Raw genomic sequence first — 17005 nt, 5'->3', positions numbered from 1 at the left:
GCGAACCATATATTTACTTCTTTTGTGGTGTTATGCAAACACTGTACACCTCAGGCGACTGGTCGTTTCTCCTCAGCAAGGTATTCCATTCTGAATTCCTGGCCCCAACAGGGCACTATGTACAATGGAAACTTGCCAACGACTGGGACGACTACAATGAGCTGACCCATGCTACCCGTTTTTTTAATCAACTGCAAAAAAAAGCGACCCTGGGGGTAGATTCACACTTACTGATGAAGGGCGAAGAACTGAAGGGCGCTCTTTTTATGGTGCATGGCGAGCTGGCAACTATTGAATCGAGGTATCCGATACCGGAGCCCGAAAAATCTCTTATCCTCAAATACTTCCATATCATGGAGCAGGGCCAGGGCATTGGGCAGCGATGGCTGAAAGAGGTTATCATACCCTACTATGGAAAGCTGAGCTTCACGGACATCTACCTTAGCTCCAGCCACCCAAAGTCGTTTGGTTTCTACGAGAGGTTTGGAAATGAAATAGCCAGCTACACATCAGCAAGTGACAATGGGTTGCTGACAAGGAAGGGGAATTGTTTTAGGATAGCAATTGAGAAGTAAAAATACGTTCAACGTTGGAGCATTTCGCAAGAGGGAAGCCGATGGCAAATAAAACATCCTTCGTACCTTAGAACCTTGTCAAATGCCAGGGCCGTTGCACCTTGGTTCACGGAAAACAAGTCTGCGGAAATGAAAGAGTCAATGAGAGAAACTTTATGGAAGCAGCTCGGTGCCAGCATCGACATGCTTGAAAATGCGCTAAAAATGTGCCCTGCTGAGCAATGGGATACCGACACCAAATTCTGGTACATGGCCTATCACTGTCTGTTCTATCTCGACTACTACCTCACACTCGACCCAAAACAATTTTTGCCCACTCCTCCATTTACGCTCTCAGAGTTTGACCCGAATGGTGCCATGCCCGACAGGGTGTACAGCAAAGAAGAGCTGCTTGACTATTTGGAAGCCAGCCGGAAAAAATGCCGTACACTGGTCATTAGCCTGACGGAGGACATTGCCGGGCATCGTTGGGCAGACGACTATAAGAACTATTCGGTTTTTGAGATGCTTCTCTATAATATGCGACATGTGCAGCACCACGCAGCTCAGCTAAACCTACTCCTCCGCCAGACAATTGATGACGCACCCAAGTGGGTGTCACAAACCAGAGCAGGCTTGTAATACAACTCCTCTGGGCAAAGCTATCTTCGTGCCAAATCACTACCATGCCACGAATACTCATCTATTTCAGGCAGTTCCTCATTTACTGAAATTCGAGGGTGAACTTACCTTATTTTAGTTGCCGGTAAACACCACCAGTCTTGTGAAAACTCGTTATCGGGAATATTTAATCGTTGTCGCTTTGCTGTTCTACTACCCCGAGCAGTTAAAAATTGTGGAAAAATAAATGTTCCCTTATTCAGTCAAAATCCTGATACAGGAACTTATGCCGGAAGGCGGCCGGAATTGGGACTGGCGTAAGAAAAACCGATGATCAGACCAAGACAAAAGCGGAATTACTCTAAAAACAAGTTGGCAGCACAGGTAAACCCCGTGTCATTTTGATGCGGGGTTTTTTATTTGTCCTCCTTTAGCTAGCCGATGAATTGACCAGCAGGAAAGTCGAAATCAGCGAACCTCAGCTACACAAATATCAGGCAAACCGTCTCTTGTAGTCGATGGGCGACAAATCGGTAAACCTCTTAAACACTTTTCTGAAAGCATCCACATCGTTGTAGCCCGTTTAGTAGGTGATTTCATTCACTGTCTTGCTGCCCACTTCCAGTTGCTTTTGCTAAACCCCACTTTCCCCGACTGAAAATATTCTGCTATTGAATTGCCTGTAAATTTTTTAATCGACGTTCGAAAGTCGGAGGCCCAACTCCGGTTTTCTCGCACATCGTATCCAGGCCAAGCAAAGGCAATGACATGCAACAAAAATCCTGGCGGTTTAGCTTGGATGCGGAAGCTCAACGGTGAACTCTGAACCACCACCCAGTTCACTTTGAAGGTGAATTCTTCCTCCCAGCGATTCTACCTGCGTCTTGGTCATAAACAATCCCACACCCTTTCCTTCGATGCTTTCATGAAACCGCTTATACAACCCAAAAACCTTCTCACGATTGGTTTTCAGGTCTATGCCCGTGCCATTGTCCTTGAAACTAAGTACGGTATGCCCGTTCGACTGATCACTTTTTATATCGATAGTTAACGGTTGGTCACGCTTTCTGTACTTAATGCTATTGGTGATGAGGTTATGAAAAATGCTGTGCAGATAGCTCTTCAAACTGTACACCTCATCTGCTTTTGAAAAATCAATATTTATCCAAATATCATTGTGGCCTTGCTCATGCCCTATCATCACTTGAATTTCTTCCACCAGCCCACGCAGGCTTATTTTTTCTTTTGTTTGTGTGAGCTGCTGACGCACCTGTAATACCTGGTCCAGGTCTTTAATGACCTGATCGAGTTTTTTTGTGGTGGACTCCATGGAGGTTAAACACATCTGAAAGGATTGCTCGTCCAGCGCAGAGGACTTTAGCAACCCCGAAAGCCCAAGTATGTTGGCAACAGGCCCTCTCAGGTTATGTGAAACTATATAAGTAAACTGCTCAAGTGCCACGTTTCGTTGCAGCAGGTCGTTGGTGATTTTGTCTCTTTCCTTTTCAAGCAACGTTTGAGTAGTTATGTCTCTCATGGCCCCTACCATTCGCTCCGCCTGGCCCTGGCTGTTGCGAATAATCAGACCCCTGTCGCTGACGTAGGCCAATTCACCATTTTTTCGATAAAACCGGTACTCATCTTCCCACACATTCGCTCGGGGATCCTCTATGCAGCTCATCATGTGCTGGTGCACACGAGCCTGATCCTCCTCATGCACCTGTTCTATCCATCCATCTTTGAGCATTTCATCGGCTACGCTTATTCCTCCAAACACTTCAATGAAAGTATTTGAACGATACACCATGTCATCCATCAGATTCCAGTCCCAAATCACATCTTTCGTAGCCCTGGTGACCAACTCGTACCTCTCATTGCTCACCTTGATTTGCTCAAGATGATTTTTCTCTTTCGTGATCTCATGGGTGGCTACGCTCATACCGATGAGCTCATCATTTTCACTTACAATGGGATGTATGCTTACAGAAAACCAGCATTCCGGGCGGTCAGCATTTGCGTAGTGGGACTCGTAGACCAACTTTTGCTTCGAAAGCGCTACACTTTCCAGTGCTTGCCTTACTATTTCCTTCCTGCCTGGCAGCACGATGTCCTCGTATTTTTCACCAATAATCATTGCATATCCAGCCTCTCTTCTGGCCAATTCATCGGCTTGCCGGTTGAACAATAGAATTCTTCTTTCAGCGTCAAGCAGTACAAATGCTGTATCGGTATTTTCGAGAATGTTTTTAAAATTGGCCTTGGCCTCTTCCAGTGACAGAGATGCTCGCTTCTGCTCGGTTACGTCCTGCAATATACCGATCACTTTCACTGGCTTGTTGCGCAAGCCGTTAATGATTATCTCACCACGGCCAACTACATGAAGCAACTGGCCCTGCCGGGTAATCACTCTGCATTCTACCTCAAAAGGCGACGATACCGCCATTGCTTCCCCAACTACTGCGTGCACCCTTTTTCTATCATCCGGGTGAATGTGCGAAGTGATTACATGAACGTCAGGAACAATCTCTCCTGGTTCATAGCCAAGAATCCGATAACACTCGTCAGACAACCGAAGAGAGCCGGCAAGCGAATTCAGCGACTGTTGCAGGCCCATCTCCCAGCTACCCACCCTGGCAATACGCTGAGTCATACTAAGATGAGTCTCCTTATTCTGTATCTCCTCCTGCGCTCTTTTTTGGTCCGTAATATCGTGCACTATGGCAATCAGCCGAAGGGGCTCACCACTTTCCGGATCACGTACAAGCGTTCCCCTCTGACACACGAAGCATTCGCTACCGTCCTTTCTGATCAGCCAGTGTTCCATGCGGCAATCTTCTCCCGATGCAATCATTTGCCCAAGAGTGGTCTCCACCAGCCGTTTGTCGGCAGGTAGCAAGTGAGCAAAATAGAGCTCCAGGGTCACCGGCACCTCATTTTTGGTGTACCCGAAAATCCCGTACATCTCTTCTGACCAATCCAACTGTCCTCTCAGAGGGTTCTGGCTGTCCAAAGTCAATTCCCAGGTACCCATACTACCGATTTGCTGAGACACGAGAGAACGGATTTCTTCGCCAGGCAGCTGCTTTTCAAAATTTTCGTAGGTTTCGCTAACGGTCTGCAGGAATCCTTCAAGATGCGGGGGTATCGTTTCACCAGCAGAAAGAAACTGCTCAAGCTGGCGCTGTAAAAGCTTATTCAACTGACCAGGTTTTAGTAAATCAGGAGCGTGACGGTCGTTCTCCTCGGGTATATACATAGTGGTTGCACGAAAATTCTTGATAGAACTTTTAAAGAAAAAACTTGAGGGTTCCAGGGGAAAGCAATTGCTAGCAAAAGCCCGCTCGCAATTTTAGAGAAATTAGCTGAACGAGCAAACATAATGGAAAGGTATAGTTCCTGGTATAACTACATAAAGCCTAACAAAGGGTTGAGTACTTTAAGCGCCGGTTGTGCCGGGAGAAGAATTAAAGGCCACCCCAGCTTATACTGGCATGGCCTTTCAGGACTTGAATTATATGCTTGTTACTGCACTGTTCTTACTCTTACATCACCGTAGTCGCTGCTGAGGTTGATGGTGCCACCCTGGCCCGTGCCCAGCTTGCCACGGTACTCCTTGCTGTTGTGGTCTTTCACCACGTAATTGAACTCGAAGGGCACACCTGAGTACGACATGTCGCAGTATTTCATATTGGCTTCTACTGAAGCGTTGGCTCCACTTTCCAATCCAATATCAAACGACCCAAACTTACCGTCGAGGCTGATGCGCTGAAAGCCCTTGCTCACCTTGCGCACTGTGAAGTCGCCAGAGTAGCTGGTGGTCAGATCCATTGACTTCCGGAGCAGATCGAGCTCAAAGCCCGAGAAGCTCACCCTACCGGTGATGTTGTTAAGCGAACCAAATTCCACACTGCCATATTTGGCGTCGAGGTTCACGTCCAGCAGCTCTTCAATATCGAGGTCCGAAAACTGACTATTGATAGTAGCGTTGCCCACTTTGCCCACATCAAGCTTACTGTATTTCACCGTCATATCGGTCTTTTTGGTGCTGGCAATGTCGCCGCTACCAAACGATAGCTCCAGCCTGAGATCGTTCGAAAATGTTTCGGCTTTGATATTGCCATAAGCAATGTCAAGGGTAGCCGGACCATCGTAAGAACCGATGTAAGTGTCGCCAAAGCTATTTTTCACTGTCAGCGGTAAATTTGATGGCATTTTAATCGTGTAGTTGATCTCAAATTCCTCATTGTTCCTGTTGTTCAGGCTACCGTCGATCCTGGTTTCGAAAGAGATCGCCTGCGACGATTCCATGATAGTGACATTGATCTGATCAAGCATCTTCATAGCCCTCGACTCGTTTCGGTTATCTACTTTGATGACCACCTCCACGTCTATTTGTGGTTTGTCCCAGGTAGAAATCTCCACTTTTCCGAACTTATTCGTTACCGAAAACTCCAGACGGTTGTCGTTTACCTTGTACGATTTCGACACCCTCTTCTCTTTTTCGGAGCCCTGAGCACTCGCCAGGCCTGCCACGAACAGCAGACAAAGGGCCAGTGCCGAATATTTCAAATGTTTATACATTCCTTTTTTCATGATCTTTCTCTTAAATAGAAACTGCTTCCTCCATCGCTTTTTTCTGCTGAATCCGCTGCAGAAGACTGATTTGTTGATTTAGAATTTCGACACGCAATTGGAGATTGCGAATTACTGCATCCATCAGTTTCTCATTATATTGAAAGCTTTTCAATTCCTTTTTCAAGTCCATATACATGGAGTCAAGTTTCTCCACATCCTGCAAAAACTCTTCTTCGAGATCGCTATTGGCCAGCCGAAAGTCTTCTATCTCCTGTTTCTTCTGGCTGATCAATGTTGTGTAATAGTGATCAGCCTCCACAAACTCCTTGTACTCTTCACTTACAGCCACTTCATTTCCTCCGTTTTCCCTGTACTGCATCACTTTTTCCACTGCAAACCAGGAGCTGGTAAGGAAGAAAAACACTGCCGCTACTCTCCATGTCCAGTTCCACATAGGAACAGGTTCCTTTTTTTCTTTATCAAGCCCTTTGCTAATGTTGGCCCATACCTTATCGGAGGCTTCCCTGTCATCAAAGTCCCCCTTGTGGTTGCGAATAAATTCTTCTAAACGACTACTCATAATTCACCTCCGACTTCAAAATTTCTCTCAATCTGCTTTTTGCCCTATTAAACTGCGACTTCGATGTTGATTCTGTTATGCCCAATATGTCCGCAATTTCACGATGATCGTAGCCTTCCAACAGGTAAAGCGACAACACCGCTCTGAAACCGTCTGGAAGTTGTGGAATGGCTCTCTTGATCCTTTCCACACTTAACAAAACTTCAGGATCATTTTCAACCGACGTTTGCTCTTCGGCCACGTCCACTTCACCAATTTCCTGGTCACTCATTTCCAGCTTTCGCTTGCGAAGGTGGTTGATACCTTTGTTCACCACTATTCGCTTCAGCCAGGCACCAAAGGTGGCGTCGCCCTTGTACGACTGAATATTGCGAAAGGCACTTAAGAAAGACTCCTGCAGGATGTCTTCTGCATCAGATTGGTTGTTCACTATCCGCCATGCCACATTTAGCATGGCTTTGTTATACAGTTTGTAAAGCTGGTATTGCGCCTCTCTGCTCCCCTCCCGACAACTGTCGATAAGGGACTGATGGATATTGACAACGGCGCTTTTCCCTTCCTCCGTCACTGTATATGCTTGTGAATCCTCCAACCTGTATGCAATTGCTTTCTCCAAAACTTTCGAAATTCTATACCAAAGACCTTGGGAGAAATAGAGGGTTGCATGAGGAGGTTAAATGTGAAAAATTGTTCTATTGTTTTTGCTGAATACCGTCGTACTCATCGTCCGGATGGCCGTCATTGTCCCAGTCGAGGCGGGAAACGAACCTGGCCTGGTTGTTTTCCAGTACTTGAAAAAGGTAGCTATTGTCGCCCTCGTCGGACGACAGGTAGAGGCTGTCGCCAATGAAATGCCAATGCCCTCCCGACTCAAAAATCAGAGAGTCGCTAAGGTTATAGTAGCGGGACATGTAGGTACCATCGCTATTGAAGGTAGTTCGGATCGGGCGCATTTGGAGAACGCTGTCCCAGTCGCCATTCTTGATGGTCAGTGTGGAGTCAGCTGAGCTGTTGGCGATAGTATGCTGGATCAGTTGCAGCGACACATTCCTCCATTCTCCTTCGATGAGTTCGTAGTTATCGGGTTGGCTTGTGCAGGAAGCCAGCAAACAAGCGAGGCAAACAAAAGAGTAAATAGCCTTCATTGGATCATGATTAGGGATATACTAATGGTTCAGTTCATGTAAAACCCAGGGCATTTGCAACAGCTCACCAAAAAAATAAAGCAAACAGCACTTACTAAAAGACAATCCTTCCAGTTGAAAGCTTCCATTTCTCTGCAAAAAATCAGGAAGCCTTTTCTATTTATTCAATCACAGTTTTATTGCATATTTACTCAAAGTCTACTACTTATCCCTTATAACCATGAATAAATTATTTGCACTTATTGCCATTTTAATAATTAGCGTTGGGTGCTCCAGGGGCATTGAAGCCGATCTGATCGTGAGTGCCAAGCTTATCTGGACGGGCGATGAGAGCAATCTACAGGCAGAAGCCATGGCGGTTAAGGCCGACACGGTACTTGCCGTAGGCAGTCTGCAAGAAATGCTGGCCTACAAAGGCTCCAACACTACCATGGAAGCTTACGATAACCAGATGATCATCCCTGGTTTCATTGATACCCACACCCACTTTATGGACGGTGGCTATAACCTACTGTCGGTGCAGCTCAGAGACGCCGACACACCCGAAGAGTTTATTGAACGTATCAAAGCCTATGCAGCCACCCTAGAGCCGGGCGAGTGGATACTTGGCGGTGACTGGAACCACGAAAATTGGGGTGGCGAACTGCCACAAAAAAGTTGGATCGACAGTGTAACAGCCAAAAATCCATTGTTCATCAACCGGCTGGACGGTCATATGGTGCTGGTCAACAGCAAAGCCATGGAACTGGCAAATGTCAGCAACCAGCAGGCAGATATTGCCGGAGGAACTATTGTAAGAGATGAAGCCGGTAATATTACAGGCATTTTTAAGGACAACGCCAGGAGACCTTTTTACAAAGTGTTGCCTGACCCTTCTCTCAAACAACAGCTAAGGGCGGCCAAAACCGCTATGGAACATGTGGCCTCTCACGGTGTAACCTCGGTGCATGCGCTCAACGATATGAACGAGGCCTATGCTCAGCTTCACAAAGAAGAAGAAATGACCACCAGGGTTTATGTGACAGGTTCGCTGGCTAGCTGGCGCAATGCCCTGAAAGATGCAGAAGCATACAAAGGCGGCGACAAGTGGCTAAGGTTTGGTGGCGTAAAAGGCTTTGTGGACGGCTCCCTGGGTTCGCATACAGCCGCCTTCTACGAGCCTTTTTCTGATACCCCCACCGACTCCGGCTTTTTTGTCAATACGCCAGACGACCTCCATCGGTGGATCAAGAGTGCCGACTCAGCCGACCTGCAAGTGATGGTACACGCCATTGGCGACAGAGCTATACATACGCTGCTCGGTATTTTTGAAGAAGTAGAAAAAGAAAACGGATCAAAAGACCGTCGTTTCCGCATTGAGCACGCACAGCACATACTTCCTGATGATTTCGCAAGGTTTGCTGAGCTAAACATCATTGCCTCAGTGCAACCCTATCATGCCATAGACGACGGACGATGGGCTGAAAAAGTAATTGGTGCCGAGCGCATCAAAACAACCTACGCCTTCAAATCATTGCTGGATGCCGGGGCCAGGGTAGTTTTTGGCAGCGACTGGTTTGTAGCACCCCCCATTCCACTGGAAGGTATTTATGCGGCTGTCACCCGCCAAACGCTAGACGGAGCCGACCCAGACGGCTGGGTGCCTGAGCAAAAGATAACTGCGGAGCAGGCGCTCCGGGCTTATACCGTTGATGCAGCTTATGCCTCTTTTGAAGAAGAGATAAAAGGCAGCCTTGAGCCGGGAAAGCTAGCCGACTTTGTGGTGTTGGATAAAAATATTCTTTCCATACCGGGCGATGAGATCCGAAGCACCAAAGTGATAGCCACCTTTGTTGGAGGAAAGCCGGTATTTAAGAAAGGTTGATTAAAATGGCTGGGTTTTAGAAGTCGCCGTCGCCGCCTTCAAAATCCTCTCGTTCCTCCCGGCCTCCACCTCTTTTCTTCTGGTTGAGGCGGTAAACAAAGCTGACCATAAACTGGCGGGCACGCCACTGAAATTCGCTTTCCTGATAAAATGTTTCTCCCTGAGTGATGCCCCTCCACTTTCTGGAGTTGAGTATATCCCTCACACTCAAGTTGATAGTGCCATTGCCGTTGAGGATGTCTCTATTCAGCCCCATGTCGATGGCATAGTAGGCCAGCCTTTCACCTTGAGGCGTATTTTGAGGCGCTCTGTAGAAAGCATTCACCTGGTAGTTGATTTTCTTCCAAAGTGTCACCCTGGAGTTTACTCTCCCACTCCACGTGTAGGTGTCGGCGTTGAGCGACTCTCCATTAAAGTCCCCTTCTATGATACTCCGGTAGAAGTTAAAGTTGAGGCTTGATGTCCACCAGTCAAACCAGTCTTTGGAAATATTTGACTCTACGCCAAAAGCATTTTCGAAGGCGAGGTTGAGCGGCTGTGAAAATGTCACACCATCGGCATCCACGTAATTCACTCTCTGGCTCACGTCACTGGTTCGGCGGTTATACACGCCAGCGTATATGGTAGACGTTTTTCCATTGACCAAATAGCCAATTTCATAGCTGTTGGTGAATTCAGGATTCAGGTTCGGATTACCCGTGCGTATGTTCCTTGCATCGCTGAAAGAAGAGAAAGGGTTCAGCTCCCGGAACCTTGGCCGACTGATCCTGCGGCTGTAGCTTACCTGCCAGGAGTGGGTTTCGTTGAGATGATAGTTGGCATGGATACTTGGGAAAAGGTTGGCATAAAGCCGATTGTTTGTTTCGTCGGTTTGCAGCAACAACGTCTGGATATCGGATAGCTCGGCTCTCAAACCAGCCTGGTACGACACCTTGCCGTGGCGATTAGCGATCAAGCCGTACACAGCATGCACATTCTCCGTATATCTGAAGTCGTTGGTGAAGTTCACAAGGTTATTCCAGGTGCCAACGGAATCCTGCTCTTCCACAAGATAGTTAGTTGAAATTTGTCTGAAAGTACTTCTGAATCCGGCTTCGAATTTTCCATCCTTAGAAAAAGGGTGCACGTAATCCGACTGAACCAGGAGGTTCCTTTCTGTTTCATCATTTAACGACCGTTGACGCAACATGATCATTTCAGGATCCTCGCCGTCGAGCAGGCGCTGTTCAATATCGGCATCTTCCGACTCGTTATTATCCCTGAATTGGGCATATGCCGTTAGTTTGCGGTCTTTATCGTCAAACGACCGCTCGTAGTTTAGCGTCACCTCTGAGTTCAGTTCATTTTCCTGCTCGGTATTGACCCGACCCGTTCTGTTCTGCAACACATCGTTGCTATTAAAGTCTTCGTAAATCAGATTATTCACATTCTCTCCGTCTTCGTACCTCACCACTCCCGATACTGTAATGATGTCTTTTGGGGTCACAAAGAAATCGGCTCCGGCTCGCAGGTTGTGTGCCCAGCCTCCCCTGGTTCTGTCTTCGGTTCTTCTTGTAATAAATGAGGTGTCAGGAAGCGTGTATCGCTGAAAGGAGCTACCTCCGCCCGGGCTCTCCCGGTAGTTAGCCCCGTAGTTGACAAAGTAGTTTATTTTCTCTCTGCGAAAGTTGACATTGGCGCTGGCTCCATAGTTGGCCGGGTAGCCAGCATTCAATTCAAAAGATCCATTTACTCCATTTCTATCATCCTTTTTCAGCACGATGTTGATAATACCCGCCGATCCTTCCGCCTGATAGCGAACCGAAGGATTTGTCACTACTTCAATGCTTTCGATCAGGCTTCCCTGCAACGACTGGAGCCCGTTTGAACCGCTGATCCCCACCAGCCCGGATGGTTTTCCATCAATCAAAATTCTTACGTTCTGGCTTCCCCGAAGCGCCACATTTCCATCGGTGTCAACGGTAACTGACGGCACGTTGTCGAGCAGTTGTGTGGCAGTTCGTCCCACATTGCTTGGGTCTTTGCTCACGTTAAATATGCGTTTGTCGAAGCTCATTTCCATTTGGCCTCTCTCTGCCTCCACCACCACTTCCTGCAAGGTTTCACTGTCTGCTTCCACAGCTATGGTGCCCAGATTCATACGTTTCTGCCCCTCCGATAAGGTTATTCCTGAGAAATACTTGTCTTCGTATGAAACAAACTGCACCAGGCTGTAATAGGATCCGGGTGCCAGCTCAATTTTAAACTGGCCCTGGAGGTCGGTAACAACGCCAGACACAAGGCTGGAGTCGGGCGTATAGAAGGAAACCGTAGCGAATTCGAGAGGGTCGCCGCTACCTGCATCAACGATCTTCCCTACAACATCCGCTTTTCCTCCTTCCCTTTGAGCGGCAATATCCGCTGAAGTAAATAAAATGAGTCCTGCAATAAAGAATATTGTTGGGCGTGATAAATTCATGATAACTTTGTGTTGTTAAGCGAATGAGAAGTGCGAAAATTTGCCTGAAACAAATGATGAACATCACTTCCTGTCGCCTGGTATACTATTTAGTAAGTGTTTTAACGTCTTTTTTGTTCAGAACTTTATGTGTTCGGCACATATCCCCGATCAACGGGACGCAAGTAGAAGTAAATGAGGTGATTAACTATGCAGGTAATTGATTTACCCAACAATACAGAGCATGCACGGTACTTTGCCAGCCTGCCTGACGGCGGGCCCGTGTACCATGAATTTCATCCTGAATGGATCATAGTAGAGCCATGGAATGCCATTTCCTCACTGCTTATCCTACTCCCGGCAGTTTATTGGGCATTCAAACTAAATAAGGAGTTGAAGAACTACCTTTTCCTTGCTTACTGCATGCCGTTACTGTTTTTGGGCGGACTTGGCAGCACACTCTTTCATGCATTCCGCAATAGTGAGTTTTTCCTGTGGCTGGACGTCTTCCCCACAGCCGTTTTGACCATCTCACTCAGCATTTATTTTTGGATCAAAGTATTGCCCAAGTGGTGGCAAATCATCTATATCATTGTGCCTGCGGCGGGCATCAGGTATGGCATGTATTTTATTGTGTCACCTCATACCGCACTCAATATCTCATACGCCATCACAGGCACTCTCCTTTTTCTGCCAATTTTGCTGCTGTTAAACAAGATTAAGTACCGTTATGCGGGAATAATAGGGGCTTCGATAGCGCTGTTCGTGCTAGCGCTTGTTTTCAGGGAACTCGATGCCTGGAAGGAAAATGCACTGCCCATGGGCACGCATTTTCTATGGCATATCTCCACCGGCGTAGGCGCATTTTACCTGGCTGAATTCCTCTACAGATTTCGGAGACTGGAGAATTTAAAAGGCGAGATTTATTTAGAGACTGCTTCCTGAGCGTTTTTCAAAGCTATTTCAAAATCGGGGGACACCTCCAGCGCTTTATCAAACATGGCTTTGGCTCCAACATTGTCTCCCTGAGCCTTGGCGGCCAGCCCTTTGAGGTTATATAAAGCAGCATGCATGCTTACTTCCTGCGTGGTTTCATCTGCTTTAGGAAACACGATCTTGGTCTCCTTCAATTCCGGCTTTGCCAGCAGAATATCCGCTGACGTGTTTACTTCCACGTAGTGCTTCACCTGTAGCTGAAGAAACGCCATTTTGTAGAGTGTCAACGGATTGTTCTCTTTCATGTAAAGCGTTTCGTACTGTGCGAGTGCTCTGTCGGGCAAGCCAAGGCTTTCGTAGCAAATAGCAGAAAGTTCCAGCATCAATGGGTTGCCTGGGTTGGCCCGCAGTGCTGCCTGAGTCACGATGGCGGCAGATGAATAATTTTGAAATTCGTAGTATAAAAGAGCCAGTGAGTCAAGTAGCGCTGGATTTTTGCTATCAATGGCAATCATGTTATACAGCGCTGTTCTGGCTACGGCAGCATCGTTGAACAAAGAGGCCATTTCAAACACTTGCTTGTTCCTTTTGAACTCAGGCGTGGACTGAGGCGAATCCTGAGCAAAGGCTGCAACCGCTCCAAAAAACACCAACATCAACGTACCAACTACTCTTTTCATATTTTTCTTAGTTAATAAGCTTCTTTAACAATCCCGAAATTAACTTCCTCAGTTGAATCACGAAATATTTCCGCACGATTTAACAACATTTAACCTGTCGTGCTACCAAAATTGATCTGCTCCCGGGCAGGTTACTCTATTGGTTTTTCAACTCCTTTACGGGCTTCAGGCCCATCTTCAGTCCTGTTTTCAGCATCAGCTCATAGGCAGGCTCAAATTCGTTGCGAATGTCGCCCTCCATGATCGCTTCCTTGATCACTTCTTTGATTTCGCCAATGGGTTTGGAAGGTGGAATGCCAAAGGCCTCCATGATCATTTCGCCGGAAACTGGTGGCTGGAAGTTCCGAACATGGTCTTTACCTTCTACCTCCGCCATTTTCTGTTCTACCAGTTCAAAATTACTGAGGTAGCGCTGCACCCGGTTGTGATCCTTGCTGGTAATGTCGGCCTTGCACAGCTTCATCAAGTCCTCCACATCATCCCCCGCTTCGAACAACAGGCGACGGATGGCAGAATCAGTCACTTCCCTTTTTACAAGCGCTATTGGTCTTAAGTGCAACCTGACCAGCTTCTGCACATACTTCATTTTTAAGTCCATGGGCAGGCGCATCCTTCTGAAAATTTTGGGTACCATGCGGGCACCTCTGTCTTCGTGGCCGTGGAAGGTCCAACCCACTTTGTCGTTGAAGCGCTTTGTGGCTGGCTTGGCGATGTCGTGCATAATGGCTGCCCAGCGCAACCACAGGTCGCCGGTAACCTGACTAACATTATCGAGCACTTTCAGGGTATGAAAGAAGTTGTCCTTATGTGCCTTGCCATTGATCACCTCTACGCCATAAAGATCAACCATTTCAGGAAAGACAAACTTGAGGACACCGGCATGAAACATGAGCTGAAAGCCATAAGAAGGCGGGTTCGACAGAATGATTTTATTTAACTCATCTGTTACCCGCTCCATTGAAACAATTTCTAGCCTATGGGCATTTCTGGTGATGCCTTCCATGGTATCGGGCGCAATATCGAAGCCAAGCTGCGCAGCAAACCTAATGCCCCGCATGATTCTCAAGGGGTCGTCCGAAAAAGTGATATCGGGATCCAGCGGTGTTCTGATTGTTTTTTTGCGCAGGTCTTCAATGCCATTGAAAGGGTCGACAAGCTCGCCAAACCTTTTCTTGTTCAGGCAAATGGCCATGGCGTTGATGGTGAAGTCCCTGCGGTTTTGATCATCCTGCAGGGTGCCATCTTCTACAAGGGGCTTACGGCTGTCGGATCGGTAGCTTTCCTTGCGGGCTCCCACAAACTCAAGCTCATACTCACCCCACTTGACCTGAGCAGTGCCGAAGTTTTTGAAAATACTGAGGTTTGATTTGCCCTTGATGCTGTTGGCAACTTTCTCTGCAAGTGCAATACCACTGCCAACACACACAAAATCGAGGTCTTTGGATGGACGACCCAGGAAAATATCTCTCACAAAACCCCCAACAACGTACGCCTCCACACCCAGCTCGTCTGCTGCTTTACCAACAATGGTAAACGCAGGTTCCTTCTCCAAAATGCTGAGTATTTTATTCACATGCTCACCCATAGCACAAAGTTAGCCCATTCTCCAGAAAGAATAGCATAAGTAAGAAAAGCAGTATCAGGCTTTTTTCATGTCAAAAAAGAAGGTCGTGCCCTCGCCCAAAGCCGTTTCTACCTGCAGGCAGCTGCCCATGTTCTCCACAAATTCGTAGCAGAGAAGCAACCCCAGGCCGGTTCCTTTTTCGTCGTTGGTTCCAGATTCGGAATAGTGGGTTTCATGCTTAAACAAGAGCTTCAGTTTGTCTTCAGAAATACCCACGCCGTTGTCTTTCACACAAATTCTCACAAAATCGCCCATGTCTTTTGCCTGAACGACAATGGCTCCATCTGTTTTGGTGAACTTAATGGCGTTGCCCACCAGGTTCCGAAGCACTACAGTCAGCTGAGGAGCATCACCCATCACAGTGGCGCTTTTTTCCGACTCGAAGGTCAGCGTGATATCCTTCCTTTCAACAAAAAGCGTGAAATGAGACACGATTTCAGCAAGAATGGGTTGGAGCAAAACCGGCTCTATATTGGTTCTAATACCGTTCATTTGAGTAAGCCCCCAATGTAGGAGGTTATCGAGCACGTCAAATGACGCATCTACGCTTTGCTTGGCTTCGGGAGCTACTTCTCTGAGCTCTTTCAAGGTTATTTTCTTGCTATTCAGTAAATCCAGCAGCTGCTTCAGGTTGGCCACCGAATTCCGGAGGTCATGACCTATGATGGAAAAAATTTTCGATTTTGTAGCATTCATCTCTCCAAGCTTTTTGGCTTGTGCTGCTATCTCATCGTTCTTGACCTGAAGTTCACTATTGTGTTGATTTTGAAACCTGGAAGCCCTGAACAAAGCAAAGGTGAGTGCAATCAGAAGACCAATAGCCACGAGCGAAAGGAGTATGTAGTAGTTTTTGGCCCTGGACTCCTGTTCATTCAGCGCCTTTTCCGTTTCAAGCAATTCTATTTCTCCCTGCTTGCTTTCGAGGTCATATACAGCCTCAATGGACGCTATGATGCTTTCCTTGTCAGCGTTGTAAGTGCTATCGCTGATCTCAATATATAGCTTGTAGTTAGTGAGGGACTTCTCATAGTCTCGCTTGCCTTCATACCCTCTGGAAAGCACCATATAGGCCCGCATAGCTATCAGGGAGGAGCCTAGCTCCTGCCCCATCTCAAGTGTTTCTTTTCCTTTGCGGATGGCCTCGTCGTACAAACCCTGCTGAAGATCGATATTGGCCAGGCGTTCAAAACCAAGTGCCACTATGCGGCGATTGCCGATCAGCCTCCCCTCCAGTATGGCCCGCCAGTTATAGTCCACCGACTGCTCGACATCGCCCTGATTAAAATAAATGAGTGCAATGTGGCTGTAAAATATCGGAATAGACGACCTCAGTCCAAGGCGGTTAGCGATTGCCAGGCCACGGTTGCAATAATCAAGACCTTTTTCATAGTCGCCGAGAGAGATAGAAATACCACCCAGGTCCCTGTAGGCTTCTATCAGCGGCTTTTCCAATCCCAATTCTTGCGCTAAAGCCTCCGACCGTTGATAATAAGTCAGCGCCATGGTATAGCTACGTTGCTCAAAAAGGTTTCTCCCAGCCGATAAAAATGCGCTAACGAGACCTTCAGAAGGGCCGTGCTGTTCAAACACCCTGATGGCGTCCAAAGCATTTTTCAGGCCGTCAGCGTAGTTCCCCTCCACCCAGTGTGTCCAGCCAAGCTTCTCGTATCCTCTGGCCCTGGCATAATCAAACTCCTCTTGCTCGCCAAGCTCCAACAGTTTTTTAGCATAGAAGAAGCCTGAATCTACATTAGAAAGCATGGCAGCATCTGCCTTTGACGAAAGCTCGTCGACAATGGACGAATCAGGCTTGCCCGCATCTTGGCAGGTGCCTCTTTTCGGTAGAAAAAGAGCCAGCAAAAGAAAGCAGACAGCAGGCTTACTCAGAAAGATGAACTGTCTAAAATTATCTCCCTTGAAGAACATGAACTATTTGGTTGATGGTGCTTTAGAGCTAGTAACACCAAACGCCTTCCCGGCACTTAGTTT

13 protein-coding genes are annotated in these 17005 nt (G+C 47.2%); 4 read left to right on the top strand and 9 right to left on the bottom strand.

The features are described 5' to 3' along the window. Positions 1-32: 32 nt before the first annotated feature. Positions 33-575, top strand: a complete 543-nt coding sequence (locus RIF36_RS23710) for a hypothetical protein (protein ID WP_350085206.1) — start codon at positions 33-35, stop codon at positions 573-575. 129 nt (positions 576-704) lie between these two features. Continuing rightward, positions 705-1196, top strand: a complete 492-nt coding sequence (locus RIF36_RS23705) for a DinB family protein (RefSeq protein ID WP_350120158.1) — start codon at positions 705-707, stop codon at positions 1194-1196. A gap of 769 nt (positions 1197-1965) precedes the next feature. Here RIF36_RS23705 and RIF36_RS23700 read toward each other — a convergent pair. The 5 genes from RIF36_RS23700 to RIF36_RS23680 form a co-directional block, all read right to left on the bottom strand. Beyond that, positions 1966-4374, bottom strand: a complete 2409-nt coding sequence (locus RIF36_RS23700; protein WP_350120161.1) for a PAS domain-containing sensor histidine kinase — start codon at positions 4372-4374, stop codon at positions 1966-1968. A 323-nt stretch (positions 4375-4697) separates the two neighbouring features. Further along, positions 4698-5768, bottom strand: a complete 1071-nt coding sequence (locus RIF36_RS23695; RefSeq protein ID WP_350149685.1) for a DUF4097 family beta strand repeat-containing protein — start codon at positions 5766-5768, stop codon at positions 4698-4700. Between the two features lie 10 nt (positions 5769-5778). After that, positions 5779-6330, bottom strand: a complete 552-nt coding sequence (locus RIF36_RS23690; protein WP_350120167.1) for a hypothetical protein — start codon at positions 6328-6330, stop codon at positions 5779-5781. Continuing rightward, positions 6323-6946, bottom strand: a complete 624-nt coding sequence (locus RIF36_RS23685; protein ID WP_226940571.1) for an RNA polymerase sigma factor — start codon at positions 6944-6946, stop codon at positions 6323-6325. The genes RIF36_RS23690 and RIF36_RS23685 overlap by 8 nt, the downstream gene beginning before the upstream one ends. Positions 6947-7022: 76 nt before the next feature. Next, positions 7023-7475, bottom strand: coding sequence for a DUF5004 domain-containing protein (locus RIF36_RS23680; RefSeq protein WP_350072161.1), 453 nt, complete (start codon positions 7473-7475; stop codon positions 7023-7025). Positions 7476-7695: 220 nt separating this feature from the next. Between RIF36_RS23680 and RIF36_RS23675 the strand changes: the two genes are divergently transcribed. Continuing rightward, positions 7696-9339, top strand: coding sequence for an amidohydrolase (locus RIF36_RS23675; protein WP_350120169.1), 1644 nt, complete (start codon positions 7696-7698; stop codon positions 9337-9339). A gap of 16 nt (positions 9340-9355) precedes the next feature. Here RIF36_RS23675 and RIF36_RS23670 read toward each other — a convergent pair whose 3' ends face one another. Further along, positions 9356-11797, bottom strand: coding sequence for a TonB-dependent receptor (locus RIF36_RS23670; RefSeq protein WP_350120172.1), 2442 nt, complete (start codon positions 11795-11797; stop codon positions 9356-9358). Between the two features lie 189 nt (positions 11798-11986). Between RIF36_RS23670 and RIF36_RS23665 the strand changes: the two genes are divergently transcribed. Next, positions 11987-12721 (top strand): ceramidase domain-containing protein, encoded by a 735-nt coding sequence (locus RIF36_RS23665; protein ID WP_152000490.1) that lies wholly within the window; start codon positions 11987-11989, stop codon positions 12719-12721. Here the strand turns inward: RIF36_RS23665 and RIF36_RS23660 are convergent. From RIF36_RS23660 to RIF36_RS23650, 3 genes are all read right to left on the bottom strand, one after another. Continuing rightward, positions 12700-13392, bottom strand: a complete 693-nt coding sequence (locus tag RIF36_RS23660) for a tetratricopeptide repeat protein (protein ID WP_350120176.1) — start codon at positions 13390-13392, stop codon at positions 12700-12702. The two genes, RIF36_RS23665 and RIF36_RS23660, sit on opposite strands and share 22 nt — an antisense overlap. Positions 13393-13528: 136 nt before the next feature. Next, positions 13529-14977 (bottom strand): CCA tRNA nucleotidyltransferase, encoded by a 1449-nt coding sequence (locus RIF36_RS23655; RefSeq protein WP_350120179.1) that lies wholly within the window; start codon positions 14975-14977, stop codon positions 13529-13531. Between the two features lie 54 nt (positions 14978-15031). Next, on the bottom strand, positions 15032-16942 hold the full coding sequence (locus RIF36_RS23650; protein ID WP_350120182.1) for a sensor histidine kinase: 1911 nt from the start codon (positions 16940-16942) through the stop codon (positions 15032-15034). Between the last annotated feature and the right edge of the window lie 63 nt (positions 16943-17005).

This window comes from Imperialibacter sp., from assembly GCF_040222815.1.
Lineage (GTDB): Bacteria > Bacteroidota > Bacteroidia > Cytophagales > Cyclobacteriaceae > Imperialibacter.
Note: the sequence above shows the minus strand (reverse complement) of the source record. Positions and strands in the feature narration are given on the sequence as shown.